The organism is Streptomyces sp. NPDC017991, assembly GCF_044328075.1.
Classification (GTDB): Bacteria; Actinomycetota; Actinomycetes; order Streptomycetales; family Streptomycetaceae; genus Streptomyces.
Genome location: NZ_JBIRGP010000003.1, coordinates 688,105 through 712,370 on the forward strand (window position 1 = coordinate 688,105; position 24,266 = coordinate 712,370).

22 protein-coding genes and 2 tRNA genes are annotated in these 24,266 nt (G+C 68.9%); 16 read left to right on the plus strand and 8 right to left on the minus strand.

The window, feature by feature from the left end; translation table 11 throughout:
* Positions 1–59 precede the first annotated feature (59 nt).
* The 4 genes from ACH4DZ_RS11545 to ACH4DZ_RS11560 all read left to right on the plus strand — a co-directional run bounded on the left by ACH4DZ_RS11545 (position 60) and on the right by ACH4DZ_RS11560 (position 3,990).
* Entirely contained in the window at positions 60–656 is a 597-nt protein-coding gene (locus ACH4DZ_RS11545; RefSeq protein WP_398286818.1) for a M48 family metallopeptidase, read from the plus strand.
* 151 nt (positions 657–807) lie between these two features.
* Positions 808–2,523: a TerD family protein gene (locus tag ACH4DZ_RS11550; protein WP_398286819.1), complete on the plus strand. Its 1,716-nt coding sequence runs from the start codon at positions 808–810 to the stop codon at positions 2,521–2,523.
* A gap of 13 nt (positions 2,524–2,536) precedes the next feature.
* Positions 2,537–3,217 carry an AIM24 family protein gene (locus ACH4DZ_RS11555; protein WP_107020137.1) on the plus strand — a complete coding sequence of 227 codons (681 nt, stop codon included), beginning with the start codon at positions 2,537–2,539 and terminating at the stop codon, positions 3,215–3,217.
* Positions 3,218–3,234: 17 nt separating this feature from the next.
* Positions 3,235–3,990 carry an AIM24 family protein gene (locus tag ACH4DZ_RS11560; protein WP_398286820.1) on the plus strand — a complete coding sequence of 252 codons (756 nt, stop codon included), beginning with the start codon at positions 3,235–3,237 and terminating at the stop codon, positions 3,988–3,990.
* A gap of 152 nt (positions 3,991–4,142) precedes the next feature.
* Here the strand turns inward: ACH4DZ_RS11560 and ACH4DZ_RS11565 are convergent, their stop codons facing one another.
* Entirely contained in the window at positions 4,143–4,664 is a 522-nt protein-coding gene (locus ACH4DZ_RS11565; protein WP_398286821.1) for an NUDIX hydrolase, read from the minus strand.
* Entirely contained in the window at positions 4,661–6,112 is a 1,452-nt protein-coding gene (locus tag ACH4DZ_RS11570) for a zinc-dependent metalloprotease (RefSeq protein ID WP_398286822.1), read from the minus strand. The genes ACH4DZ_RS11565 and ACH4DZ_RS11570 overlap by 4 nt, the downstream gene beginning before the upstream one ends.
* A gap of 190 nt (positions 6,113–6,302) precedes the next feature.
* Between ACH4DZ_RS11570 and ACH4DZ_RS11575 the strand changes: the two genes are divergently transcribed.
* The 4 genes from ACH4DZ_RS11575 (at position 6,303) to ACH4DZ_RS11590 (ending at position 9,589) form a co-directional block, all read left to right on the plus strand.
* Positions 6,303–7,466, plus strand: coding sequence for an SDR family oxidoreductase (locus tag ACH4DZ_RS11575; RefSeq protein ID WP_398286823.1), 1,164 nt, complete (start codon positions 6,303–6,305; stop codon positions 7,464–7,466).
* Positions 7,467–7,700: 234 nt separating this feature from the next.
* Positions 7,701–8,162: a molybdenum cofactor biosynthesis protein MoaE gene (locus tag ACH4DZ_RS11580; protein WP_398286824.1), complete on the plus strand. Its 462-nt coding sequence runs from the start codon at positions 7,701–7,703 to the stop codon at positions 8,160–8,162.
* A gap of 104 nt (positions 8,163–8,266) precedes the next feature.
* Positions 8,267–8,431 carry a hypothetical protein gene (locus ACH4DZ_RS11585; protein WP_189773698.1) on the plus strand — a complete coding sequence of 55 codons (165 nt, stop codon included), beginning with the start codon at positions 8,267–8,269 and terminating at the stop codon, positions 8,429–8,431.
* A gap of 69 nt (positions 8,432–8,500) precedes the next feature.
* Complete coding sequence (locus tag ACH4DZ_RS11590; RefSeq protein WP_398286825.1) at positions 8,501–9,589, plus strand: PDZ domain-containing protein; 1,089 nt, start codon at positions 8,501–8,503, stop codon at positions 9,587–9,589.
* Between the two features lie 42 nt (positions 9,590–9,631).
* On the opposite strand, the gene ACH4DZ_RS11595 is transcribed toward ACH4DZ_RS11590, so the two are convergent.
* Positions 9,632–10,189, minus strand: a complete 558-nt coding sequence (locus ACH4DZ_RS11595; protein WP_199854920.1) for a PPA1309 family protein — start codon at positions 10,187–10,189, stop codon at positions 9,632–9,634.
* Between the two features lie 137 nt (positions 10,190–10,326).
* Here ACH4DZ_RS11595 and ACH4DZ_RS11600 point away from each other — a divergent pair, with 137 nt between their 5' ends.
* From ACH4DZ_RS11600 to ACH4DZ_RS11615, 4 genes are all read left to right on the plus strand, one after another.
* Positions 10,327–13,302: a UPF0182 family protein gene (locus ACH4DZ_RS11600; RefSeq protein WP_398287078.1), complete on the plus strand. Its 2,976-nt coding sequence runs from the start codon at positions 10,327–10,329 to the stop codon at positions 13,300–13,302.
* A 54-nt stretch (positions 13,303–13,356) separates the two neighbouring features.
* Positions 13,357–13,430: transfer RNA gene (locus tag ACH4DZ_RS11605), tRNA-Met, on the plus strand.
* A gap of 240 nt (positions 13,431–13,670) precedes the next feature.
* Positions 13,671–15,476, plus strand: coding sequence for a sel1 repeat family protein (locus ACH4DZ_RS11610; RefSeq protein WP_398286826.1), 1,806 nt, complete (start codon positions 13,671–13,673; stop codon positions 15,474–15,476).
* Between the two features lie 229 nt (positions 15,477–15,705).
* Positions 15,706–15,779 (plus strand) — tRNA-Met (locus ACH4DZ_RS11615).
* A gap of 102 nt (positions 15,780–15,881) precedes the next feature.
* On the opposite strand, the gene ACH4DZ_RS11620 is transcribed toward ACH4DZ_RS11615, so the two are convergent.
* A complete protein-coding gene (locus ACH4DZ_RS11620) occupies positions 15,882–16,298 on the minus strand; it encodes a Fur family transcriptional regulator (protein ID WP_210880449.1) in 417 nt (138 codons plus the stop codon).
* A gap of 156 nt (positions 16,299–16,454) precedes the next feature.
* Here ACH4DZ_RS11620 and ACH4DZ_RS11625 point away from each other — a divergent pair, with 156 nt between their 5' ends.
* A complete protein-coding gene (locus tag ACH4DZ_RS11625) occupies positions 16,455–17,906 on the plus strand; it encodes a catalase (protein ID WP_398286828.1) in 1,452 nt (483 codons plus the stop codon).
* 102 nt (positions 17,907–18,008) lie between these two features.
* Here ACH4DZ_RS11625 and ACH4DZ_RS11630 read toward each other — a convergent pair whose 3' ends face one another.
* On the minus strand, positions 18,009–18,401 hold the full coding sequence (locus ACH4DZ_RS11630) for a cyclic nucleotide-binding/CBS domain-containing protein (protein WP_398286829.1): 393 nt from the start codon (positions 18,399–18,401) through the stop codon (positions 18,009–18,011).
* Between the two features lie 1,077 nt (positions 18,402–19,478).
* On the opposite strand from ACH4DZ_RS11630, the gene ACH4DZ_RS11635 reads away from it, so the two are divergent.
* Together ACH4DZ_RS11635 and ACH4DZ_RS11640 are read left to right on the plus strand one after the other, a co-directional pair.
* Positions 19,479–20,072, plus strand: a complete 594-nt coding sequence (locus ACH4DZ_RS11635) for a helix-turn-helix domain-containing protein (RefSeq protein WP_398286830.1) — start codon at positions 19,479–19,481, stop codon at positions 20,070–20,072.
* Positions 20,069–20,548, plus strand: a complete 480-nt coding sequence (locus ACH4DZ_RS11640; RefSeq protein ID WP_398286831.1) for a hypothetical protein — start codon at positions 20,069–20,071, stop codon at positions 20,546–20,548. The genes ACH4DZ_RS11635 and ACH4DZ_RS11640 overlap by 4 nt, the downstream gene beginning before the upstream one ends.
* 140 nt (positions 20,549–20,688) lie before the next feature.
* Here ACH4DZ_RS11640 and hisN read toward each other — a convergent pair whose 3' ends face one another.
* On the minus strand, positions 20,689–21,489 hold the full coding sequence (hisN, locus tag ACH4DZ_RS11645; protein WP_398286832.1) for a histidinol-phosphatase: 801 nt from the start codon (positions 21,487–21,489) through the stop codon (positions 20,689–20,691).
* A gap of 531 nt (positions 21,490–22,020) precedes the next feature.
* Between hisN and ACH4DZ_RS11650 the strand changes: the two genes are divergently transcribed.
* Positions 22,021–22,632, plus strand: a complete 612-nt coding sequence (locus ACH4DZ_RS11650) for a TetR/AcrR family transcriptional regulator (RefSeq protein WP_398286833.1) — start codon at positions 22,021–22,023, stop codon at positions 22,630–22,632.
* A 94-nt stretch (positions 22,633–22,726) separates the two neighbouring features.
* On the opposite strand, the gene ACH4DZ_RS11655 is transcribed toward ACH4DZ_RS11650, so the two are convergent.
* Together ACH4DZ_RS11655 and rsgA are read right to left on the minus strand one after the other, a co-directional pair.
* Complete coding sequence (locus tag ACH4DZ_RS11655) at positions 22,727–23,050, minus strand: multidrug efflux SMR transporter (RefSeq protein WP_267027172.1); 324 nt, start codon at positions 23,048–23,050, stop codon at positions 22,727–22,729.
* 201 nt (positions 23,051–23,251) lie between these two features.
* Positions 23,252–24,262: a ribosome small subunit-dependent GTPase A gene (rsgA, locus tag ACH4DZ_RS11660; protein ID WP_398286835.1), complete on the minus strand. Its 1,011-nt coding sequence runs from the start codon at positions 24,260–24,262 to the stop codon at positions 23,252–23,254.
* Between the last annotated feature and the right edge of the window lie 4 nt (positions 24,263–24,266).

Consider the following 24,266-nt stretch of genomic DNA (forward strand, 5'->3'; position numbering starts at 1 on the left):
CGGCATCGATGCGTACCGGAGACGGGACTTCCACCGTGCGCAACGGGTAACGTCGGGGCGTGCCCGCCGACCCACTGCACCGTGCCGGAAACCCACAGCGCAGCACGACGAGCCAGCCCCCGAGCGGCTCGGGGGCGAGCGCGATCGAGGTCCGCAGGAGCGCGCGACGGCGCAGAACGGTCTCCGCGTACCGCGAGGGCGATCGTACCGTCGTGCTCATTCCCGCCCGGATGTCCGAGGCGGAGGAGCAGCGCTGGGTCAGCGTCATGCTCGACAAGCTGGCCGCCCAGGAGAACAAGCGGGTGCTCGGCGACACGGAACTGTCCGAGCGTGCCGCGCGGCTCTCCGAGCTGTACTTCGACGGCCGGGCCCGGCCCACCTCGGTGCGCTGGGTCACCAATCAGAACACCCGCTGGGGCTCGTGCACCCCTGCCGAGGGCAGCATCCGCCTCTCGCACCGCTTGCAGGGCATGCCCGAGTACGTCGTCGACTACGTCCTCGTCCATGAGCTGGCGCATCTGCTCGTACCGGGCCACGGGGCCGATTTCTGGCGGCTCCTGGAGGCCTACCCGCGCACCGAGCGGGCCCGTGGCTACCTCGAAGGAGTGGTCGCCGCCGACCGGCTGCCCCACCTGCCCGCGGCGCGCGGCGAGTGAGGCACGTCCGACGGCCTGACGCCGAACCCCCTGCCCGGACCGCCGGAAGCAGGTTTGTGTACCGGGTCTGTACCGGCTTCCGCCACGGCTGGATTTTGCCGTTAGCCTGACGCGACGCACTTGTATTCGGGATGGGGGACGGTCGTTACGCATGGCCAGGGAATTCCAACGCGGCCACAAGGCCAGGATCAGTGACCTCACCGCGGGCACCGATCTGTACGTAGGTGTACAGATCACCGGCCCGGGGCTGACCTTCGACATCAGCTGCTTCGGTCTGGACGCCGACGAACGGCTGTCGGACGACCGGTACTTCATCTTCTTCAATCAGCCGAAGTCTCCCGAGGAGTCCGTTCAGCTTCTCGGTGCGCAGGCGGGCGACACGGAGTCCTTCCGCGTCACCCTCGACAGGATCCCTCCGCAGATCCAGAAACTGTCGTTCACGGCGACCGTCGACGGCGTGGGGCAGATGTCCCAGGTCGCGCCCGGGTACATCCGCATCGTGGCGGGTGGCGAGGAGGTGGCCCGGTACTCGTTCACCGGCGCCGAGTTCTCCACCGAGCGTGCCGTCATGCTGGGTGACTTCTATCTGAAGGACGTCTGGCGGTTCGCCGCGGTCGGACAGGGCTTCGACGGCGGACTCGACGCACTGCTGCAGAACTTCGGCGGCGAGGTCGCCGAGGAGGAGCCGGCCGCCGCGCCCGCGCCGCAGGCCGGTGCCCCGTCGTTCGCGCCGCCTGCCCAGGCCTCCGCGCCGCCCGCGTTCGGGGCCCCGGCGGCCCACGCCGCGCCCGCCTCTCCGGCGCCGCAGCCCGCTCAGGGTTTCGCGCCGCCTCCAGGTCAGACGCCTCCTCCGGCGCCCGCGCCTCCGGTGCACGCCGCGCCGACCATCATCGCGCCCATGACTCCGCCCGGTGGCGCCCCCGTACCGCCGCCCGCACCCGCCCCGGCGCCGTACGGCCAGCCGGGCCAGCAGCCCCCGTACGGCCAGGCCCCCGGCCAGACCGCACCCCTGCCGCCCGGTTACGGACAGCCCCAGGCACCCCAGGCACCCGCCCCGCCTCCGGGCTACGGCGGCCAGCCGGCTCAGCCGCCGGGCTACGGACAGCAGCCACCGTTCGGCCAGGTGCCCGGTCAGCCCGGTGCGCCCGGTGCGCCCGGTGCGCCCGCCGGATACGGAGTCCCGCAGGGCGCTCCCCAGGGCGGTGCCGGTGTCACCGCGGCGCTGCAGGCCTACAAGGAGACGCCCACCGGGCAGCGCTGGACCCAGCAGAACAAGAAGATGGTCCGTGTCGATCTCGGCATGGGCGGCGACCAGGCCGTACTGGCCCGCCAGGGCAGCATGGTGCTCTACCAGGGCAAGGTCGACTTCAGCTACAAGGGCGCCGGGTTCTCCGGCCGGATCGTGGGCAACGCGACCGGCCAGGAGATGCAGCTCATGCGCTGTTCGGGCCGTGGCCAGGTCTTCCTCGCGGAGAACGGCGCCATGTTGCACCCCATCGAGCTGCAGGGGGACGCCGTCTGCGTCTCCGCGGAGAACGTCCTGGCCTTCGACGAGACGCTGCAGTACGAGGTGCGTCGCGTCGAAGGGCACGGCATCCCCGGAGGCGCCCTGTTCACGATGCAGTTCCAGGGGACCGGCACGATCGTCGTCAAGACGCGTGGCGTGCCCGTCGTGCTGCCCGTGACACCGACGACGTTCGCCGACTGCAACGCCGTCGTCGCCTGGTCCGCCGCCTCACAGGTGATCGTCTCCAGCCAGGTGCGCATGCGCCGCAACGCCTATCCGGGCGACACCGGGGAGAGCGTGAACCTCCAGTTCCGCGGTGCGCCCGGCAATTTCATCGTCGTCCAGCCGTACGAGGTCTGAGGGAGCCCGTTTCATGATCCAGCAACTCGCGGGCTTCGCCCCGGCACCCGTCGCCGCGCGCATGGAGAACCACGGCAATCACATGCTGAAGGTCGCCATGCAGACCGGAAACGACCTCCTCGCGCGCGTGGGGTCGATGGTCGCCTACGAAGGCTTCGTCCAGTACGAGCCCAATCCACCGGCCGTGCGCCAGATCGCCAAGGACTGGATGACCGGCGAGGGCGCACCCCTGATGAAGTGCTCCGGAGACGGCCTGCTCTACCTCTCCGACTACGGGGCGAACGTCGTCGTCATCAACCTCAACGGTGACGCGATCTCCGTCAACGCCACCAACCTGCTCGCCTTCGACGCCCACCTGACGTGGGGTGTCGAGCGGGTCAAGGGGCTGGCGAAGTTCGCCGGCCAGGGCCTGTGGAACACCAAGATCTCCGGACAGGGCTGGGTCGCGCTGACCTCCCGGGGCAAGCCCATCGTCGTCGACTGCGGCGGCGGCGAGGACGAGACGTACGTGGACCCGGACGCGCTCGTCGCCTGGTCTCCGAACCTCAAGGTGAAGGGCAAGCGCAGCTTCAAGGCACAGTCGCTGATAGGGCGGGGCAGCGGCGAGGCCTTCCAGATGGCCTTCTCCGGACAGGGCATCGTCGTCGTCCAGCCCAGCGAGGACAGCACCGACCGCCTCCGGGTGCGGGGCTGAGGGGGAGGACACACATCATGCAGAGCTCGCTTTTCGCCTACAACGACCAGCAGTCCCAGGACCGCTACAGCCTGCAGAACAAGCAGATGCTGCGCGTCCTTCTGGAGGGCCACGACGACGTGCTCGCCCGCAAGGGCACCATGGTCGCCTACCAGGGCCTCGTGGAGTTCGACGCCGAGTACCAGAACTCCGGCCAGCAGCGGTCGCGCGCCCACACCGGGGAGGGCCTCGACCTGATGCGCTGCCACGGGCAGGGCACCGTCTTCCTGGCCAACCTCGCCCAGCACATCCATGTGGTGGACGTGGACCAGGACGGTCTCACCGTGGACAGCAGTTACGTCCTGGCGATGGACTCCGCGCTGCACCACGAGGTGATCGCCGTGGACAGCCAGTACGGCATCTCCGGCTCCGGCAAGTACCAGCTCAACATCACCGGGCGCGGCAAGGTCGCCCTGATGACGTCGGGCATGCCCCTGATGCTGCAGGTCACGCCGGACAAGTACGTCAACTGCGACGCGGACGCGATCGTCGCCTGGTCCACGAGTCTGCGCGTACAGATGCAGGCCCAGACGCATTCCTCCGGGGTGTTCCGCCGCCGTGGCAACACGGGGGAGGGCTGGGAGCTCAGCTTCATGGGCCAGGGCTACGCGCTCGTCCAGCCCAGCGAGATGCTGCCGCCGCAGAACGCGGTCATCGGGTCCGGGGTCGCCGCGCAGTACGGGATGGGGCAGCAAGGGGTTCGCCAGCAGAACCAGGGCAACGCCTGGAGCTAGGCGTTCCCACTCCGGGGCCGGTGGATGACTGCCGGCCCGCCGTGGCCGGTCGCGCAGTCCCCGCGCCCCCAGGGGCGCGCCTGAAGGGCACGACTCAGGGACGTATGTGTAAGGGGCGAGCGCTGCTGCGGTCGCCCCTTACACGTGCCTCGTCAGAGCCTCGTTCGTGTGGCGCCGAGCAGGCGGACGACCGAGTCGTCGGCCACCTGTGCCACCTCGTCGTAGGCGAACCAGCGCAGGTCGAGGGACTCGTCGCTGATCTCGTGGACGGCGCCAGGCTCGGCCACGACCGCGTACTGGACGTCGAAGTGCCAGTGGCACGGCGCCGGGATGGGATGCCGGTCGAGCCGTACGGGTCCGCCCGCGAGCAGCGTCAGACCCGCGATGCCCGACTCCTCCGTGGCCTCACGCAGGGCCGCTGCCTCCAGGGTGGTGTCCCCGGGCTCGCAGTGGCCTCCCATCTGGAGCCACATCCGAAGCTTCCTGTGGAGCGTGAGCAGCACCCTGCCCTGCTCGGGGTCGATCACCAGGGCGCTCGCCGTGACGTGCCCCGCAGTGCAGGCCTTCCACATGCCGTCCGGATGAGCCTCCAGATGGTCGAGGTAGGCCTGGCGCAGCTCCTCCTGGCCCTCGATGCCCTTCAGGACCAGGACGGCGTCGTCGTACAGGCTCACTTGTCGTTGTCGCCCTTGTCGTCGTTCCTGTCCTCGTCCTTGTCCTTGGTCTCGCTCTCGTCCTTCGTGAGATTGGGCTTTTCGGGTGAACCGCCCGCTGCCTCGCCGAGCATCTTGTCCAGCTCGGAGAAGTCCAGCTGCTCGCGGTGCACGAAGCCGTCCGGGTCGTCCAGGTCGGAGGCGGTCGGCAGCATGTCCGGGTGCTCCCACAGGTTGTCCCGGCCGTCGACCCCGCGTGCGTCCGTGAGCGAGGCCCACAGGCGCGAGGCGTCCCGCAGCCGGCGCGGACGCAGCTCCAGGCCGATCAGGGTGGCGAAGGTCTGCTCGGCCGGGCCGCCCGTGGCGCGTCGGCGGCGCAGGGTCTCGCGCAGCGCGTCGGCGGACGACAGACGGGGCTTCGCGGCCGAGTGGACCACCGCGTCGACCCACCCCTCGACGAGTGCGAGAGCCGTCTCCAGACGGGCCAGCGCGGCCTTCTGCTCCGGCGTGTCCTCCGGCTGGAACATGCCCTGCTGGAGAGCCTGCTGCAGCTCCTCGGGGTTCTGCGGGTCGAACTGGCCGACCACGTCCTCCAGCTTCGCCGTGTCGACCTTGATCCCGCGCGCGTACCCCTCGACCGCGCCGAACAGATGCGAGCGCAGCCATGGCACGTGGGCGAAGAGCCGCTGGTGGGCGGCCTCGCGCAGGGCGATGTAGAGGCGGACCTCGTCCTGCGCGATCCCCAGGTCCTTGCCGAAGGCCTCGATGTTCAGCGGGAGCAGCGCGGCCTTGCCGGCCGGGCCGAGCGGCAGGCCGACGTCGGACGAGCCGACGACCTCGCCCGCGAGGACGCCGACAGCCTGCCCGATCTGCGTACCGAACATGGCGCCGCCCATGGAGCGCATCATGCCGAGCAGCGGGCCCGCCATGGCCTGCATCTCCTCGGGCAGGACATCGCCCATGGCCGCGCCGACGCGCTCGGCGACCGGATCGACGAGCTCCTTCCACACCGGCAGGGTGGCCTCGACCCACTCCGCGCGGCTCCAGGCCACCGCGGAGGTGGCGCCGGACGGCAGTGACGTCGCGTCGTCCAGCCAGAGGTCGGCCAGCCGCACCGCGTCCAGGACCGCGGCGCGCTCGGCGGGGCCGACGCTCGCGTCCTTCGTGCCGTCGGAGGTGCCCTGGGACACCGTCTGGCGGGCGATCTGCTTGGCCATGTCCCAGTTCACCGGGCCGCCCTCGTACGAGAGCATCTGGCCCAGCTGCTGGAACGCGGCGCCCAGGTCGTTGGGGTTCAGCGAACCGAACATGGCTGCGAGCGGGTTGTCGCCGCCAGGTCCGCCGGGCCCGAAACCGAACGGGTTGGCAGGTCCCTGACCACCACCGCTCTGCTGGTCCTTCTTCTTGCCCTCGTCGCCGTTCTCCGGCTCCTCCGGCGGAAGGCCGAATCCGAATGGGGTGTCACTCACGGGATTCCTCGGCTGTTAAGGCCGCCGGTTCGCTCCGACGGCGGCTGCCCTGCATCACCACCCAGCGTAGACACCACAACCGGTTCGGGCCTCGGTGCGTCGCCGACTCGGCGGCTGCGGCAGGATGGATGCCACCTGGTACGTACGCGTCACTCGCGTTCTTACTGAAGACAACCGCTGGAGACGCCTGGTGAGTTCCCCAGATCCACAGGTTCGCGCAGCGCGAAACCTCTCAACCCACCCGTCACCCGAACATCGGCCCGCACCGGCGGCGCAGCGCGCCGACGGGACCTCCGCCGCGCGCGGCCCCGTCGTCGCGATCACCGGTGCCGCGGCCGGGATCGGCGCGATGCTCACCGAGCGGCTCGTCGCCAACGGCGAGATCAAGCAGGTCATCGCCATCGACGAGCGGCGCGGCGAGTGCGCGGGCGCGCAGTGGCACATCCTCGACGTCCGGGACCCGGCCATCGCGGAGAAGCTGCGCGGGGCGGACGTCGTGGTGCACCTGGCCCTCGACCTCGATCTTGAGACGGATCCGGCGGCGCGTACGGCGTACAACGTGCGGGGTACCCAGACCGTGCTCACGGCCGCCGCCGCTGCCGGGGTCCACCGAGTCGTGCTGTGCACGTCGGCCATGGTCTACGGAGCGCTGCCCGACAACGAACTGCCCCTCTCCGAAGACGCCGAACTGCGGGCCACCGCCGAGGCCACGGGGGTCGGGGACCTGCTGGAGGTCGAGCGGCTCGCCCGGCGGGCGCCCCGCGCGCATCCCGGGCTCAACGTCACCGTCGTACGCCCCGCCGTGCTCGTGGGAGGCACCGACACCGCGCTGACCAGGTACTTCGAGTCGCCTCGCCTTCTGGTCGTCGCCGGTTCCCGGCCCGCCTGGCAGTTCTGCCACGTCGAGGACCTGTGCACCGCTCTGGAGTACGCCGCCCTGGAGAAGGTCGACGGAGAGCTGGCCGTCGGGTGCGACGGATGGCTGGAGCAGGAGGAGGTCGAGGAGCTCAGCGGGATCCGGCGGATGGAGCTGCCGTCCGCCGTCGCCCTGGGCGCGGCGGCCCGGCTCCACCGCATCGGGCTCACCCCGTCGCCGGCCGGGGACCTCGCGTACACGATGTATCCCTGGGTGGTCAGTGGGAGCCGGCTGCACGATGCCGGGTGGCGCCCCCGGTGGACCAACGAGGAGGTTCTCGCCGAACTTCTGGGGGAGGTCGCCGGGCGGCACACGCTCGCCGGACGGCGGCTCGGCCGCAAGGACGCCACGGCGGCGGGAGCGGCGGGGGCGACGGTCGCCCTGCTGGGCACGGCCGCGCTGGTACGGCGGGCGCGGAAGGCCCGGCGGCGGATCTGAGCCGGCGCCGGATCCGCGACGCCTGCCGGATCCGCGACGCCTGCTGGGTCCACGACGTCTGCTGGGTCCACGACGCCGTCGGATCCGGGCCGGTGCCATACCGGTGCCGGATCCGTGGGGCTTCGGAGGCCCGGGCCCCTGAAGGCGGTTCTGTAGAGAGCTCCAACGGCATACCCGCGCGTGCGGGTGAAAGTGCCGTTTCACGGTGTAGGCGGGGTGGGGCACGATGGGGGTATGGCACCCATGAGCGACCATCCCGGTGAGCAGGCGGCACAGGACCCCATCAAGCTTCTGGCGATCCGGGAGACCGGCCTCTCCCTGGACGAGGTCTTCCGGGCGGTCGGTGACGACGCCTCCGGAGGGACCGCGCTCTTCGTGGGGACCGTGCGCAACCACGACGGGGGAGCGGACGTCGACGCCCTCGGATACTCCTGCCACCCCAGTGCCGAGGCCGAGATGCGGCGGGTCGCGGAGAAGGTCGCCGCGGAGTACCCGGTACGGGCGCTCGCCGCCGTGCACCGGATCGGTGACCTGCGGGTGGGCGACCTCGCGGTGGTCGTCGCCGTCTCCTGCCCGCACCGGGGGGAGGCCTTCGAGGCCTGCCGGAAGCTGATCGACGACCTGAAGCACGAAGTCCCGATCTGGAAGCACCAGACGTTCTCCGACGGCACGGAGGAATGGGTCGGGGCCTGCTGATCGCTCCGGTTGCGTAACCCGACCCCTGCCGTGAGCGTTGGACAAGCGGATGGTTAATCTGCTGATCAGTCAGTTGCGGTGGTTCATGGGGTTGGGAGGTCGGCATGGCAGCGCTCGCCTGGTTGCTGATTCCGCTTTTCGCCGCGATCGGTGCCGGAGCCTGGGGCAGTTGGGCGGGACGGAACCGCAAGACCATCGGTGACGGCCATGAGCTCGCCGGCTACACACGCTTCCGCGAGGCCATGGAGAAGTCCCACTCCGACGCCTGACCGGCCGTCGGACCCCCGGACGGGCGGCCCCGACGGTGCGTTGACAGTGCTGTCCCGTACTGTCGTTCCATGCCACGCCGCACCGCGACGATGCTCGCCTCCACCCTGATGCTGATCGCGCTCCTGTGCGCGGGAGTCTTCATCAATGTGCCGTATTCGGAGATGTCACCGGGTCCGACGGTGAACACGCTGGGCGAGCACGACGGCGAGCCCGTGCTCCGGATCACCGGCCGCAAGACCTACCCGACGAGCGGTCATCTGAACATGACAACCGTCCGGGTCACGAGCGCCGACTACAACATGAACCTCGTCGAAGCCGTGTACGGCTGGCTGGCACACGACAACAAGGTGGTTCCGCACGACACGCTCTACCCCGACGGCAAGACGGAGGAGCAGTCGACGCAGGAGAACGCCGAGGAGTTCAGCCAGTCCCAGGAGAGTGCCAAGGTCGCGGCGCTCAAGGAGATCGACGTCCCGGTGAAGTCCTGGGTGATCGTCTCCACCGTCGTCAAGGACACCCCCGCCGAGGGCAGGCTGCACGCCGGTGACGTGATCAAGGCCGTCGACGGCACGCCGGTGAAGGCGTACGAGGACGTCGCGAAGCTGGTCACCAAGCACAAGGCCGGCGAGAAGGTCGTCTTCACGGTCGTGCCCGCCAAGGAGCAGGCCGCCGCCGAGAAGGAGAAGAAGACGGCGACCAGAACCGAGGACGTCACGCTCACCACCGCCAAGTCCCAGGACAGTGGCGAGGACCGCGCGATCGTCGGCATCGAGGCAGGGACCGACCACAGCTTCCCGTTCACCATCGACATCAAGCTCGCCGACGTCGGCGGCCCCAGCGCCGGTCTGATGTTCGCCCTCGGCATCGTCGACAAGCTGACCCCGGGGAGTCTCACCGGCGGCAAGTTCGTCGCCGGCACCGGCACGATCACCGACGAGGGCAAAGTGGGCCCGATCGGCGGTATCGAGATGAAGACCGTCGGCGCCCGCGCCAAGGGCGCCCAGTATTTCCTGACCCCCAAGGACAACTGCGCGGCCGCCGCCCGTGACGTCCCCGACGGGCTCACGCTCGTCAAGGTCGACACCATCGACGACGCGGTGAGCGCCCTCAAGGACATCCGCGGCGGCGACACGGACGACCTGCCGAAATGCGCCTAGGACACCAGGTCCGGGCGCACCGGCAGGCCGTGTCCGCCCGGACTACTCCGCGAACGTCGCCGTGAGCGCGTCGGCCAGCCCCGGCACCAGGTCGGAGCCGGTGAGCACGTCGTTCGCCGAGTCCTTCTCGCGCAGCCGCAGCGCCGAATCGCGCTTCCCGCCACGCAGCACCGCGACGGTCATCCGGACCTCCTGGCGTTCCGGGTGCTCGGCGACCCACTTCGCCAGCCGCTTCTCATCGAGGCCGTCCGGAACGGACGCCTCCGCGGACGGCGGCAGCATCAGCCGCTCCACGGACAGCGCGCAGCCGACCACGGAGTCCGGCCAGGCGATGGTGCCCAGGAACTCGTCCAGCGGGCTGCCCGCGGGAATTTCCTCCTGCTCGATAGGGGTGAGGGTGCCGTCGGGCACGTCTTCGGTCAGACCCAGCCGCTCGGCGAGTCCGGGTTCCTGAGAACGCAGTCGGCCGGTGTCGACCAGGGCGAAGAGCCGGGCGGGCTGATCCCAGCCGAGCCCCGCGACGTACTCGTCGATTTCGAGTGCGGCGCGGGTGAGCGGCCCGGCCGCCATGGGGGTGCCTGAGGAGGCGGTGTTGGACATGGTCACAATCCTGCCTCGTTCGGCCCCGGAACCGGGAACCGAGTAAAGCATCAGTAAGTTGCATAGATGTGGCCCGGCGTTTGCGGGGCCCCCAGATTCCAACAGCGAACTTCGAGGTGCGCACCTTGGCTTTCCAGATGCCGGACCGCGGCGGAGGCCCGACAGGGCCGCGGATGAGAGTGGGCCGACCGTCCCGGCGCGTCCGGACCCTGCTCATGACACTGGGCGTACTGGCCGTGCTGGCCATGGCCTTCGTCATGTTCGCGGGGTTCTGGACGGACTGGCTCTGGTACCGGTCGGTGAAGTACTCGTCGGTCTTCACCACCACGCTGTGGACCAAGATCGGTCTGTTCTTCGTCTTCGGACTGCTGATGGCCGTGGCCGTCGGAGTGAACATCTGGCTGGCCCACCGTCTGAGGCCGCCGCTCAGCGCCATGTCGATGGAGCAGCAGAGCCTCGACCGGTACCGGATGAGCGTGGCCCCGTACAAGAAGTGGATTCTTCTCGGGCTCACCTCGCTGGTCGGGCTGATCGCGGGAGCCTCCGCGGCCGGCCAGTGGCGTACGTGGCTCATGTGGGTGAACGGAGTGCCCTTCCACCAGAAGGACCCCCAGTTCCACCTCGATGTGTCCTTCTACGCCTTCGACCTGCCCTGGTACCGCTTCATGCTGGGCTTCGGCTTCGCGGCCGCGATCCTCTCCCTGATCGCCGCGGCGCTGACGCACTACCTGTACGGCGGACTGCGCGTCACCAGCCCCGGAGCGCGCGCCACGGCAGCGGCCACCGGCCATCTGTCGGTGCTGCTGGGCATCTTCGTCGCACTGAAGGCGGTGGCGTACTGGCTCGACCGGTACGGCCTCGCGGTGAAATCCAGTGACTTCAAGGCGACCGGCAACTGGACGGGCCTGAGGTACGTCGACGCCAACGCCTACCTGCCGGCCAAGACGATCCTGTTCTGCATCGCGGTCATCTGCGCCCTGCTGTTCTTCGCGACCCTGTGGCGGCGCACCTGGCAGCTGCCCGTCATCGGCTTCGGCCTGATGGTGCTCTCGGCGATCCTCATCGGCGGTCTGTACCCGGCGATCGTGCAGAAGTTCCAGGTCCAGCCGAACGAGCAGGCCAAGGAAGCGCCGTACGTCGAGAAGAACCTCGCGGCGACCCGTGACGCGTACGGGATCAACGGCACCGAGGTCAAGGAGTACGCGGGCACGAGCACGACCAAGGACAAGAGCAAGCTGCGTGACGACGCCGACGGCGCCGCGAGTATCCGGCTCCTCGACCCGAACGTCGTCTCGCCCACGTTCCAGCAGCTCCAGCAGGTGCGTAATTACTACGCGTTCCCGTCGAACCTGGACGTCGACCGCTACAGCAAGGACGGCAAGGACCAGGACACCGTCATCGGTCTGCGCGAGCTGAACCTCCAGGGGATCCCGAAGAACAACTGGATCAACGACCACTTCCGCTACACGCACGGCTTCGGAGTGGTCGCGGCCAAGGGCACCAACGCCGACGCCGAGGGACGCCCGGAGTTCACCGAGTACGACCTGCCGTCCAAGGGCGACCTCGGCGAGTACCAGCAGCGGATCTACTACGGCGAGAAGACCAGCCAGTACTCGATCGTCGGCGGTCCGCAGAAGGAGATCGACTACTCCGACGACACCGGCGAGAAGACGACCAGCTACAAGGGCAAGAGCGGTGTCAACCTCTCGAACCCGGTCAACCGGGCGGCGTACGCGGTGGCGTTCAGCGAGCCGCAGATCCTCTACTCCGGCGCGATCGGTGAGGGCTCGCGGATTCTCTACAACCGCACGCCCAAGGAGCGCGTCGAGGCGGTGGCCCCCTGGCTGACCATCGACGGCGACGCCTACCCCGCGGTCGTCGGCGACAAGATCGAGTGGATCGTCGACGCCTACACGACGACGAACGGCTACCCGTACGCCTCGCGCACCACGCTCGGTGACACGACGGCCGACTCGTTGACCGCCGCCAACAACCAGCGGGCGGTGGTGGCCCAGCAGAACCAGGTCAACTACATCCGCAACTCGGTGAAGGCGACCGTCGACGCGTACACCGGCAAGGTCACGCTCTACGAGTGGGACACCAAGGACCCGGTGCTGAAGACCTGGAAGAAGGCCTTCCCCGGGACGGTGAAGCCGAAGGGCGACATCCCGCAGGCACTGATGGACCATCTGCGGTACCCGCAGGACCTGTTCAAGGTCCAGCGCGAGCTGCTGACCCGCTACCACGTGAAGGACGCCGAGACGTTCCTCAGCGGCAGCGAGGTGTGGCAGGTGCCGGACGACCCGACCAACAAGTCGGGCAACGCGGTACCGCCGTACTACCTCAGCATGAAGATGCCGGGCGAGCAGTCGCAGGCGTTCTCCCTGACGACGACGCTGACTCCGAACGGCCGCGACAACCTGAGCGCCTTCATGTCGGTCAACGCCGAAGCCGGCACGAGCGACTACGGCAAGATCAACATTCTCAAACTGCCCACGGGCAGAACGGTCGACGGACCGAAACGGGTGCAGAGCCAGTTCAACTCCGAGCCGTCCATCGCCGAGTCCATCAGACTCCTCAGAGGTGGTGACTCGGAAGTCGAGTACGGCAACCTGCTGACGGTGCCGCTCGACGGCGGACTGCTCTACGTGGAGCCCGTCTACGTACGCGGTGGTGGACTGAAGTACCCGCTGCTGCGGAAGGTGCTGGTGACGTACGGAGGCGCGACGGCCTTCGAGGACACGCTGGGGCAGGCGCTCGACAAGGTCTTCGGGGCGGAGGGTTCGACGGCCGAACCGCCGGACGAGGACGAGACGAATCCGCCACCGACATCCAGTGACCCGACGGTCCAGGAAGCGCTCGACGACGCCCAGAAGGCCTTCGACCAAGGCCAGGAAGCCCTCAAGAAGGGCGACTGGGAGGCGTACGGAACGGCGCAGAAGGACCTGGAGGACGCGCTTGAGCGGGCCGAGGACGCCCAGGCCGCTGCCGACAAGAAGGCGGGCGGCGGCGACAAGGCCGGCGACTCGGGCGACAAGAACGACAAGAACACCGAGGAGAGCGGTAAGCCCAGCAGCAGTCCGAGCAGCAGCAAGAGCCCGGACAGCGGCTGAGCAGAGCTGAGTCAGGAGCTCCCCTCGCGCCGTGGTACGGTTTGAACACAACGGCGCGGGGTGGAGCAGCTCGGTAGCTCGCTGGGCTCATAACCCAGAGGTCGCAGGTTCAAATCCTGTCCCCGCTACTGATGTCGAAGGACCCGGATCCTCACAGGATCCGGGTCCTTCTGCGTGTGCGGACCGTCAGCCGAGTATGCGAAGACGCCCCTCGTTCATGAGTGCTGCCGCGGTGAAGGCCGCGCCGGACGGAGGGAGTTGGGGTAACTGTGTTTCACTTGTCTCTCTGTGGGCATGTCGACAAAACGCTGAAGTGACCTCACTGGCTGCGGTATACCAGGTGTACCCAGGTTGCAGGTGGTGCGACGATGGACGTTATGGGGGACAAGGCAACTCTGTTGGATACAGGGCGGTTTGTGCAGCCTTCCGACCGGGACGAGACCGGTGAGGCTGTGGAGGAGGCTCGTCAACGGCTCGCCGCGGAAGAGGGCGACGCCGAGGCGATGAGTGTCCTCGGAGCCATGCTGCTCCGCCGTGGTGATCTCGACGGAGCCGAGCCGCAGCTGCGCGCTGCCACCGCGGCCGGTGACCGGGCCGCCGCCAACAACCTCGGTGTCCTCCTGCACCAGCGCGGATACGCGGAGGAGGCCGCCGGATGGTGGCGGATCGCCGCCGTCGCCGGCTCCGCGGCCGCCGCGCACGCGCTGGGCCGCCACCACCGTGAGCGCGGTGACGAGCCCGCCGCCGAGTACTGGCTGCGTCAGTCCGCGGAGCAGGGCCACGCACTGGGCGCGTACGCGCTCGCCGATCTGCTGGAGCACCGCGGCGACCCCCGCGCCGAGGACTGGATGCGTGCCGCCGCCGAGCGAGGGCACCGCGAAGCGGCCTACCGGCTCGCGCGGGCACTCGACCGCACCACCGCGCGGGCGGGCGGGACCGACACCGGCGGCGCCGGCTCCGAGGTGGCCGGCGAGGCGGCCGAGCAGTGGTACAGGCAGGCTGCCGCGCGAGGCCACCGCCGGGCCGCACTGCACCTCGGGGCGATCCTGGAGAGGCGCGGGCAGCTCAAGGAGGCGGGGCGCTGGTATCTGACCTCGGCGAAGGACGGCGAGGCACGGGCCGCCTGCGCGCTGGGGTTCCTGCTGCGGGACGCGGGCGACACCGAGAGCGCGGCCGTGTGGTGGCTGCGCGCCGCGCAGGACGGCGACGGGAACGCCGCCAACGCGCTGGGCGCGCTGCACGCCGAGCGGGGTGAGACGCAGACCGCCGAGCGGTGGTACCGGGCCGCGATGGACGCGGACGATGTGAACGGCGCGTACAACCTCGGACTGCTCTGCGCCGAGCAGTCGCGGACCGCCCAGGCCGAACAGTGGTACCGGCGGGCGGCGTACGCGGGACACCGCGAGGCGGCCAACGCCCTGGCCATCCTGCTGCTGCAGGTCGGTGACGCCGCCGGGGCCGAGCCGTGGTTCTCCAAGGCCGCGGAGGCCGGCAGTGTCGACGCCGCGTTCAACCTCGGCATCCTGCACGCCGGGCGCGGTGAGGACGCGGCGGCGCTGCGGTGCTACGAGCGGGCCGCCGCGGCCGGGCACACCGAGGCCGCGCTCCAGGTCGGCATCGCACGGCTGCGGGACGGGGACGAGTCGGCCGCCGAGCGGCATCTTCGGTGCGCCGCGGGCGGCGGCAGCGCGGAGGGGGCCTACCGGCTGGCGACCGTGCTCGACGCGCGGCGCCCGCCCGCGCCCGAACACGAGCTGGGCGAGCCTGCCACCGAGAAGAGCGAGTGCGAGGAGTGGTACGAGCGGGCCGCGTCCCAGGGGCATCGGCGGGCCCAGGTACGGGTGGGGATGCTGGCGTCCGCGCGCGGGGACGTCGTGGAGGCCGCCCGGTGGTACCGGGAGGCGGCGGAGGCGGGGTCGCGGAACGGGGCGTTCAATCTGGGACTGCTGCTGGCGCGGGAGGGGAGCGAGCCCGAGGCCGCGCTGTGGTGGGCCCGGGCCGCCGACGCGGGGCACGGGCGGGCGGCGTTGCGGCTCGCCCTTGTCTACGCGCGTCGTGGGGAGCTTGCCGAGGGGCAGCGGTGGGCTGATCGGGCGGTGTCTCTCGGGCCGGGGGAGGTCTCTGAGCGGGCTGCTCGGTTGCGGGATGCTTTGCGGCAGGAGTTGTCGGCGTGACCCCTCCGGGGGGCGGGTGGGTTGAGGCGGCGGGGGTGAGGGTTTCGACCCCGCCGCCCTTGCCCTTCCCGTCCACGCATGGGGGCTGCGCCCCCTTGCCCCCTTGTCGCGCTTCGCGCTTGTCCTCAGACGCCGGACGGGCTGAAGGGGCATTGAGACGCCGGAGGGGCTGAAGGGGGATTGGTGATTTGCGCTGGTCGGGCGGGGTGGCGTACTGTTCAGTCATCGCCGCGGGGTGGAGCAGCTCGGTAGCTCGCTGGGCTCATAACCCAGAGGTCGCAGGTTCAAATCCTGTCCCCGCTACTGAAGACCGAAGGCCCGGAACCAGATCACTGGTTCCGGGCCTTCGGTGTTTTGCGTGGCTCTGATCCGCCAGGGACCGGGGCCACGCGGAAGACGCGGTCGTCAGGCCGCCGCGCAGTTCGGGCAGAGGCCGCGGTACGTCACCTCTACGTTCGAGACCGTGAAGCCGAAGCGCTCGGAGTCGGGGAGGTCCGCCAGCGGGTTGCCGTCCGGGTGCACGTCCTTGATCGCGCCGCACTGGGCGCAGACCAGGTGGTGGTGCGGCCGGTGGGCGTTCGGGTCGTACCGCTTCGCGCGCTTGTCCGTGGCGACTTCCAGCACCTCGCCGAGCGAGACCAGCTCGCCCAGGGTGTTGTAGACGGTCGCCCGGGAGATCTCCGGGAGCCGCACCACGGCGCGTGCGTGTACCTCGTCGGCCGTCAGGTGGACGTGATCCCCGTTCAGGACCTCGGCCACGACGCGCCGCTGTGCGGTCATACGCCATCCGCGTCCGCGCAGTCGTTCCAACAGGTCGCTCATGGGCACAGCTTAACAGCCTGCTGGACCAGAACCCGAACAGGTGTGACTTTGGAGCGTAGCTTGACTTAGACAATGTCTATTGTAGGATCGAGCTCGGCTCTGGCCAATGGTCAAGCCGGGAGACAGGACCCGCAAGGAATGACGCAGGAGGCGCACGTGACGCAGGGACCGCTTACGACGGAGGCCGGCGCGCCGGTGGCCGACAACCAGAACAGCGAGACCGCGGGCATCGGCGGCCCGGTCCTCGTCCAGGACCAGCTCCTGCTGGAGAAGCTCGCCCACTTCAACCGCGAGCGCATTCCGGAGCGGGTCGTGCACGCCCGCGGCGCCGGCGCCTACGGCACGTTCACCGTCACCGCCGATGTCACCGGGTACACGCGCGCCGCGTTCCTCTCCGAGGTCGGCAAGCAGACCGAGACCTTCCTGCGCTTCTCCACCGTGGCCGGCAACCTCGGCTCGGCCGACGCCGTCCGTGACCCGCGCGGCTGGGCGCTGAAGTTCTACACCGAGGACGGCAATTACGACCTCGTCGGCAACAACACCCCGGTGTTCTTCGTCAAGGACGCCATCAAGTTCCCCGACTTCATCCACACGCAGAAGCGCGACCCCTACACGGGCTCGCAGGAAGCCGACAACGTGTGGGACTTCTGGGGGCTGTCGCCCGAGTCCACGCACCAGGTGACCTGGCTCTTCGGCGATCGCGGCATCCCGGCCTCGTACCGCCACATGAACGGGTACGGCTCGCACACCTACCAGTGGAACAACGAGGCCGGCGAGGTCTTCTGGGTCAAGTACCACTTCAAGACCGATCAGGGCATCAAGAACCTGACGACCGAGGAAGCGGTGAAGGTCTCGGGGCTCGACCCCGACTCGCACCAGCGCGATCTGCGGGAGTCGATCGAGCGCGGCGAGTTCCCGTCCTGGACCGTGCAGGTGCAGATCATGCCTGCGGCCGACGCGGCCGGCTACCGCTTCAACCCGTTCGACCTCACCAAGGTGTGGCCGCACGAGGACTACCCGCCGATCGAGATCGGGAAGCTGGAGCTCAACCGCAACCCGGAGAACGTCTTCGCCGAGGTCGAGCAGAGCGTTTTCAGCCCCGCGCACTTCGTGCCGGGCATCGGACCCTCGCCCGACAAGATGCTCCAGGGCCGCCTCTTCGCGTACGGCGACGCCCATCGCTACCGCGTCGGCGTCAACGCCGACCACCTGCCGGTGAACCGTCCGCACGCCACCGAGGCGCGTACCAACTCCCGTGACGGCTTCCTGTACGACGGCCGTCACAAGGGTGCGAAGAACTACGAGCCGAACAGCTTCGGCGGGCCCGTCCAGACGGACCGGCCGCTGTGGCAGCCCCTCCCCGTGACCGGCGTCACCGGCAACGGCGAGGCGCCCGTCCACGCCGAGGACAACGACTTCGTACAGGCGGGCAATCTCTACCGTCTGATGTCCGAGGCCGAGCGGGAGCGGTTGATCGACAACCTGGCGGGCTTCATCGCCCAGGTCTCGCGCGACGACATCGCGGCGCGGGCGATCGACAACTTCCGTCAGGCCGACGAAGACTTCGGCAAGCGGCTGGAAGCCGCGGTCCAGGCCCTGCGCGGCTGACACCAGCACTGGATCGCTTGCCGTAGAGAGCGGGCCGGATTCCCTCGTACCGGGGAGCCGGCCCGCTCACCTCTGTGCCGCGTCGGGGGTGGCGAGGTCTCCTCAGGCCGGGGCGGGCTGACGGAGTGGTGCCCAGCAGCGGATGATGTCGCGGACCGAGACGATGCCGATCGGCTCGTCGTGGTCGAGGACGATGAGATGACGGAAGCCGCCGTGGGCCATCGCCTGAGCGGCCTCTTCCAGCGTCCAGGTCGGGGCCGCGAACACCACGTCGGTGGTCGTGTGCGCGTGTGCCCGCTCGGTGTCCGGGTTCTGGCCCAGGCCGACGGAGTTGAGGATGTCGCGCTCGGTGAGGATGCCGATCCCGATGCCGTCGGGATCGAGGACCACGGCCGCGCCGATGCGGCGCGCGGCCATCAGGGTGGAGGCCTTCCGGAGAGTGTGGGCGGGGCCGATGGTGAGGACCACCGTACTCATGGCGTCGCGAACGAGCATGGACCGAGCCACCTCCTACGAATCCGTTCGTTAACGAATTCACAAGTTCACAAGTGGGGGAGCTCTCAGAGTCGCAGTTAAAGGGAGGGTCAACAAGAGGGCGTACGCGGCTGGTTCGGGGCGCGTGGTCGCAGCACGTGCGCCTCGAACGGTTGCGCGTGTCTCGGTAGTGCTGGTGACGGCCGGTTCGGTCGGTGGGGCGCGACCGGCCCGCCTGAGGTCCGGCGGGGGTGGTGCCGCCGTGACGGGTGCCGGCGCAGTCGAACGCGTAATGCCCCCGCGCTGTCGGGCGGTTGGGGCTGTGTCCTGCTTGTGTGCGCTGTGGGTGCCCATTTCGCGATGCCCGATGCGCGCCAACTTCCGAATCCTTGAGCGGAGTACTGCTCTGGCGTGCGGTGCAGGCGGTCTGGATACGCGCACCTACCGTCACGACAGGAGCAGGAACGCGCAGTGGACTAACACGAACGGGCTACGTTCGGCGTTAACCCTCACTGTTCTTGCGTCGACGGCTAGCGTTACCCGCATGCCGTCCCTGTGTTGCTGCACTTCCGTCGGGGGTTTAGAGCGACAAAGGTGACTCGGTGTCGGCTGAGCCAGAAGGATCTAGGTAGGAACACGCAGATCCTAGGCCTTGTCGACCCTTGGGGTGGGGGGTACAGTTATAACTGGACTGAATCGTCAGGAGTGCATCGAGTGTGGGCGGGTCGTTTTAGAAAAGGGCCGCTTGCGTGTGATCGAGGCCGCCAGGACGTCAAATGGACGATCTCTGGCAGACGAATTTCTGAGGATTCTGGAAGACTCAAAACGGAAGAAGGATCGTAGGCGACTTGCTGACACATTAATAGTCTTGGAAGATTTTGCCCATAGGCGCGAGCTCATGTTTCCACGGGAAATCAACAATCTCGAAGACGGAATCAAAGAGCTCAAGTCCGGAGATGTGAGATTGCCGTTCTTTGATGTCGTCGGATCGACGGTAGGCGCCGTCAGGTTGACTCACGGGTTCATCAAGGGCACGCTGCGATCCCCTCGTGGTGAAATTCGCAAGGCTGTTTGGGTTCGAAAGGAGGACTCAGTGTCATGAAAGCACTCTATGACCGCTTTGCCAGTAGCGAAGATGGTGGTCGGCTATTGGCCGCGGCGAGACTTCGCCGAGAAGTTCTTCGCGTTCTGTATCGAACCCTGAGCGCTTGTGGCGTAAGTCAGACAGAGCTCGCATCGCGTCTCCGTATAAGGAAATCTGCGGTAAATCAGGTTTTCAACGGAGATGGAAACCTCCGGGTGAACACACTCGCCAACTATCTCAGTGTACTGGGGTACGAGGTGGAGCTTCGTGTTGTGCCGGCCGGTGAACCGCGCAAGGCGATCGTTGAGGGTCGAGAAATGATCCCAGCGTTCGACCGGGAATGGACCAAGGTCGAGGCATTCCCTGACACCTCGTGTGATGAGGGAGAACAGGCCGACCTTTCTGGTGCATTCGGTGGCGCGGGCGGCATCCAGGTCCAGCTGAGTAAGTCCGAGCTGAGCAGTACCTTGGTTGAGATGCGATGCACCGATGCTCGCGGATTCAGTGAATCTCTGTATGACTTCACGGGAAATGCAGAGGTAACTGTCCCTGTGATCTCGCCTACCCGAGAATTCCGCTCGATTCGAAACGAGGCTAGTCGCTCGTGACGGAGCGTGTGGGGAATCTTCAAGAGCTGAGTGAGTTCGTGGCCCGGGTGGATCTTCGCGGTATAATCGCGCAAGAGTGTCATGCCGTTAGACATTCTGGGGATGCTCCGCAGCGTGCTACTGCCTCGCTGGACACAGGATTCTCCTCGCGTGCGGGTGCTGTCGACTATCGCTTTACTCTGGAGTGCCAGGCACTTTCCGAAGCGGGAGACGCCGTCGCCGACCTTACGGTGGTTCTCCTCGCGAGCTTCACCTTTGAAGGTGAAGACGTAGGAGATCCTGTATACCAATCCTTTGGTGCCAACGTTGCGATCATGACCGCGTATCCCTACCTGCGTCAGCACATCCATGATCTCGCCGGGCGAATTGGTCTGATGAATTTCACACTCGGCTTGCTGAAGCAGCCGAATAGGCAACAAGGGTTCTCGATTGTTTCTTCCGGCTCCTCATCTGTAAATCCAGAGGAGGAAAAGTAGTGCGTCCGACGCGGAACCGCCGCGGCGGAGCGCAGCACTGCCCCACACATCTGACGGGCTGCACGGCAGCCGTGCTGACTGGGCGTCGTGGCGACCTCTGCCGCCCGTGATCGAAGCTCGTCAGGGGTGTCGGCTGCGCGTCAGTAGCGCTGGTTCAAGTAGCCCAGCAGCTCGTCGTGGAGGATGCCGTTCGAGGCTGCCGCGTTGCCGCTGTGCGGGCCAGGGCGGCCGTCGAGGCCGGTGAAGGAGCCGCCCGCCTCCGTCACCACGATCGCGGTGGCCGCCATGTCCCAGAGCGAGAGTTCGGGCTCCGCGCAGATGTCGACCGAGCCCTCGGCGACCATCATGTACGGCCAGAAGTCGCCGTACGCGCGCGTGCGCCACACCTCGCGGGACAGGTCCAGGAAGCCGTCCAGGAGGCTGCGTTCCTCCCAGCCGCCGAGCGAGGAGTACGCGAAAGAGGCGTCCTTCATCCGCGAGACCTGGGAGACCTTCAGGCGGGACGCGGACGACAGACTGCGGCCGGTGAAGGCGCCGTGACCCTTCGAGGCCCACCAGCGACGGGCGAGCGCGGGTGCGGAGACCACGCCGACGACCGGCTGGTAGCCGCCCTCGCCCGCCTCCATCAGCGCGATCAGCGTGGCCCAGACGGGCACTCCTCGTACGTAGTTCTTGGTGCCGTCGATCGGGTCGATCACCCAGCGGCGGGGGCCGGTGCCCTCGACGCCGTACTCCTCGCCGAGGATCGCGTCCCGTGGCCGTGCCCGTCCGAGGTGGCCGCGGATCAGTTCCTCGGCGGCTTTGTCGGCCTCGCTCACCGGGGTCATGTCCGGCTTGGTCTCGACCTTGAGGTCGAGCGCCTTGAACCGGTCCATCGTCGCGGCGTCGGCGGCGTCCGCCAGGACATGGGCGAGGCGCAGGTCATCGCGATAGTCGGGCATGACCGAACGGTACCGCTCCGCGGGGTGCGGCTATAGGGCTGGGGTTGTGGAGAGGGTGCGGGGTGGTTGTGGCTGAGCGCGCGCGTCTGGGGGACCTCGGGTCCGTTCGTCGGGTGCGGGTCCGTCGTGGTCGGCCGCGCAGTTCCCCGCGCCCCTAAAAGATTGCGCCGTTCCCCGCGCCCCTGAAGGGGGGAGGATGCGTCCTTCCCCGCGCCTGAGGGGAAAGGCTGGGGCGCAGCCCCGCCTTTCAGGGGCGCGGGGAACTGCGCGGCCAGCCACAGCGGACCCGCACCCTCCCACGGACCGGACCGGACCGGACCGGACCGGACCGGACCGGACCGGACCGGACCGGACCGGACCGGACCGGACCGGACCGGACCGGACCGGACCGGACCCGCCCCAGACGCGCCCAAGGGCGCACACCCCCGCTTCCGCGGGCCTCGCGCGCCCCGTAGGTCGTGCGAAGTCTTGACAGTGCCCCCGTGCGCGTCAACTCTGATGCGCAGAGCCGATCGCCCCAGGGAGGCGACGATGCCTGCAGCGCGGGAATCCCTACTGGACGCCGCCTACACGGCACTCGGACGCCGTCCGTGGTCCGCCGTGCGGATGGTCGATGTCGCCGCCGTCGCCGGGGTGTCCCGGCAGACCCTGTACAACGAGTTCGGGAGCAAGGAAGGCCTCGCCCGCGCGCTCGTACGGCGGGAGGCGGACGCCTATCTCGCCGGAGTGGAGCGGGCCCTGGTGAGCCGGCCCGAGCCCCGGGAGCGGCTGGCCGCCGCGGCGGAGTGGACGGCGTCCGCGGCCCGGGGGAACGTGCTGGTGCGGGCGATGCTCACGGGCTGCTGGGGGGAGCGGCTGCCCTCTCCGACCCTGTCCGCCGTGCCGTCGTCCTCGGCCGTGCCCGCCCAGCGCCGGGCCGACGGGCCGCTGCCCTCACCCGGCGACTTCGTGGCGTTGGTGCGGGACCGGGCCGTCGCGTCGCTCGCCGCGCACGGCGGGTCGAAGGCGGAGGCGGCGGAGCTGGCCCGGGCCTGTGAACTCGCGGTGCGGCTGGGGGTGTCGTGCGTGCTGGCCCCGGCGGGTGAGGGGAGCACTGCGGGGCTCGTCCGCAACGCCCTCGCCACGGTGCGGTCCGTGGTCTGAGGCGCCCGCGCGGCCGGGCGGCCGGGCGCGGAGGCCGGGACGGGGTCGGGAGGTGGCCGAGAGGGTGCCGGGAAGGGGTCGGGAAGGAGTCGGCTCAGTGGGAGGAGCCGGACAGCTGCAGGCCGATGACTCCAATGATCACGAACGAGATCGAGACGATCTTCAGCGTGGACACCAGGTCGTCGAGGAAGATCATGCCGTAGATGGCGGTGCCGGCCGCGCCGATGCCGGTCCACACCGCGTAGGCGGGACCCACGTCGAGCTTCTTCAGGGACAGGGTGAGCAGGCCGAAGCTGCCCAGCGCGAAGACGCAGAAGGCGATCGTCGGCCAGAGTCTCGTGAAGCCGTGGGAGAGCTTGAGACAGACGGCGAAACCCGTCTCCAAGAAGCCCGCCACGACGACCAGCAGCCACGCCATGTGATGCCCTCCCACGCTCCGTGACCGCTTGGTATGCGCTTCCTGATGCCGCGTGATCGCTCGTGATCGCTCGTGATCGCTCGGGTTCGCTTGGATCCGGTCGTCTCGGCCGGACGAGCCTGATGAGCCGGATCCGACTTGGTGCGATTATGCCTTTACCATCGCGACAGGGATGCAAACAACACAGAGCTCATGTCGCGATCAGTCGCCCTCGTGCCGCTCCCTGGTCGAGAGCAGGCGGCGCAGCGAGTAGAGGCGGGCCGGGTCCGCGTGGCCCTCGGCGACCCACGCGTCCAGCGCGCAGTCCGGCTCGTCGTGGCTGCACGCGCGCGGGCAGCCCTCCGTGCCGGGCTCCAGGTCGGGAAACGCCTTGATGACCTGCGAGGGGTCCACATGGTGCAGCCCGAAGGACCGCACGCCCGGCGTGTCGACGAGCCAGCCCTCGTCGCCCGGCAGGGGGACCGCGCGCGCCGAGGTCGTGGTGTGCCTGCCGCGTCCCGTGACCGCGTTGACGACACCCGTGGAGCGCCGCCGCTCCGTCGACACGAGCGCGTTGACCAGCGTCGTCTTGCCCACGCCCGAGTGCCCGACGAACGCCGTGATCTTGCCGTCCAGCTGCTTGCGTACGCGGTCGACGGCCTCGCCGCTCTCCAGCTCCTCCCGGCTCGTCACGACGTAAGGGACGCCCAACGCCCCGTACAGCTCCAGGAGTTCGTCGGGGGAGGCCAGGTCCGACTTGGTGAGGACGAGGAGCGGGTCGAGGCCTCCCGCGTACGCCGCGACCAGGCAGCGGTCGATCAGGCGCGGGCGGGGCTCCGGGTCGGCGAGGGCCGTGACGATGGCCAGCTGGTCGGCGTTGGCGACGACCACCCGCTCGTAGGGGTCGTCGTCGTCGGCCGTGCGGCGCAGGACCGAGGTCCGCGGCTCGATGCGGACGATACGGGCGAGGGTGTCCTTCTTGCCGGTCAGATCGCCGACGATGGCCACCCGGTCGCCGACGACCGCCGCCTTGCGGCCCAGCTCGCGTGCCTTCATGGCGAAGACCACGCGGTCGTCCACGAGGCAGGTCAGCCGGCCGCGGTCGACGGTGAGGACCATGCCCTCGGCCGCGTCCTCGTGCTTGGGCCGGATGCTCGTCCGGGGGCGGTTGCCCTTGCGGTTGGGGCGCGAGGGGATGTCGTCCTCGTCGGTGTGCTTGCCGTAACGGCGCATGATC

Bases quoted from the DNA above. Each gene is read 5' to 3' on its own strand.
- ACH4DZ_RS11550 (WP_398286819.1), top strand. From the start codon at position 808: ATGGCCAGGGAATTCCAACGCGGCCACAAGGCCAGGATCAGTGACCTC.
- ACH4DZ_RS11555 (WP_107020137.1), top strand. From the start codon at position 2,537: ATGATCCAGCAACTCGCGGGCTTCGCCCCGGCACCCGTCGCCGCGCGC.
- ACH4DZ_RS11560 (WP_398286820.1), top strand. From the start codon at position 3,235: ATGCAGAGCTCGCTTTTCGCCTACAACGACCAGCAGTCCCAGGACCGC.
- ACH4DZ_RS11580 (WP_398286824.1), top strand. From the start codon at position 7,701: ATGGCACCCATGAGCGACCATCCCGGTGAGCAGGCGGCACAGGACCCC.
- ACH4DZ_RS11585 (WP_189773698.1), top strand. From the start codon at position 8,267: ATGGCAGCGCTCGCCTGGTTGCTGATTCCGCTTTTCGCCGCGATCGGT.
- ACH4DZ_RS11590 (WP_398286825.1), top strand. From the start codon at position 8,501: ATGCCACGCCGCACCGCGACGATGCTCGCCTCCACCCTGATGCTGATC.
- ACH4DZ_RS11595 (WP_199854920.1), bottom strand. From the start codon at position 10,189: ATGTCCAACACCGCCTCCTCAGGCACCCCCATGGCGGCCGGGCCGCTC.
- ACH4DZ_RS11600 (WP_398287078.1), top strand. From the start codon at position 10,327: ATGCCGGACCGCGGCGGAGGCCCGACAGGGCCGCGGATGAGAGTGGGC.
- ACH4DZ_RS11610 (WP_398286826.1), top strand. From the start codon at position 13,671: ATGGACGTTATGGGGGACAAGGCAACTCTGTTGGATACAGGGCGGTTT.
- ACH4DZ_RS11620 (WP_210880449.1), bottom strand. From the start codon at position 16,298: ATGAGCGACCTGTTGGAACGACTGCGCGGACGCGGATGGCGTATGACC.
- ACH4DZ_RS11630 (WP_398286829.1), bottom strand. From the start codon at position 18,401: ATGCTCGTTCGCGACGCCATGAGTACGGTGGTCCTCACCATCGGCCCC.
- ACH4DZ_RS11635 (WP_398286830.1), top strand. From the start codon at position 19,479: ATGAAAGCACTCTATGACCGCTTTGCCAGTAGCGAAGATGGTGGTCGG.
- hisN (WP_398286832.1), bottom strand. From the start codon at position 21,489: ATGCCCGACTATCGCGATGACCTGCGCCTCGCCCATGTCCTGGCGGAC.
- ACH4DZ_RS11650 (WP_398286833.1), top strand. From the start codon at position 22,021: ATGCCTGCAGCGCGGGAATCCCTACTGGACGCCGCCTACACGGCACTC.
- ACH4DZ_RS11655 (WP_267027172.1), bottom strand. From the start codon at position 23,050: ATGGCGTGGCTGCTGGTCGTCGTGGCGGGCTTCTTGGAGACGGGTTTC.
- rsgA (WP_398286835.1), bottom strand. From the start codon at position 24,262: ATGCGCCGTTACGGCAAGCACACCGACGAGGACGACATCCCCTCGCGC.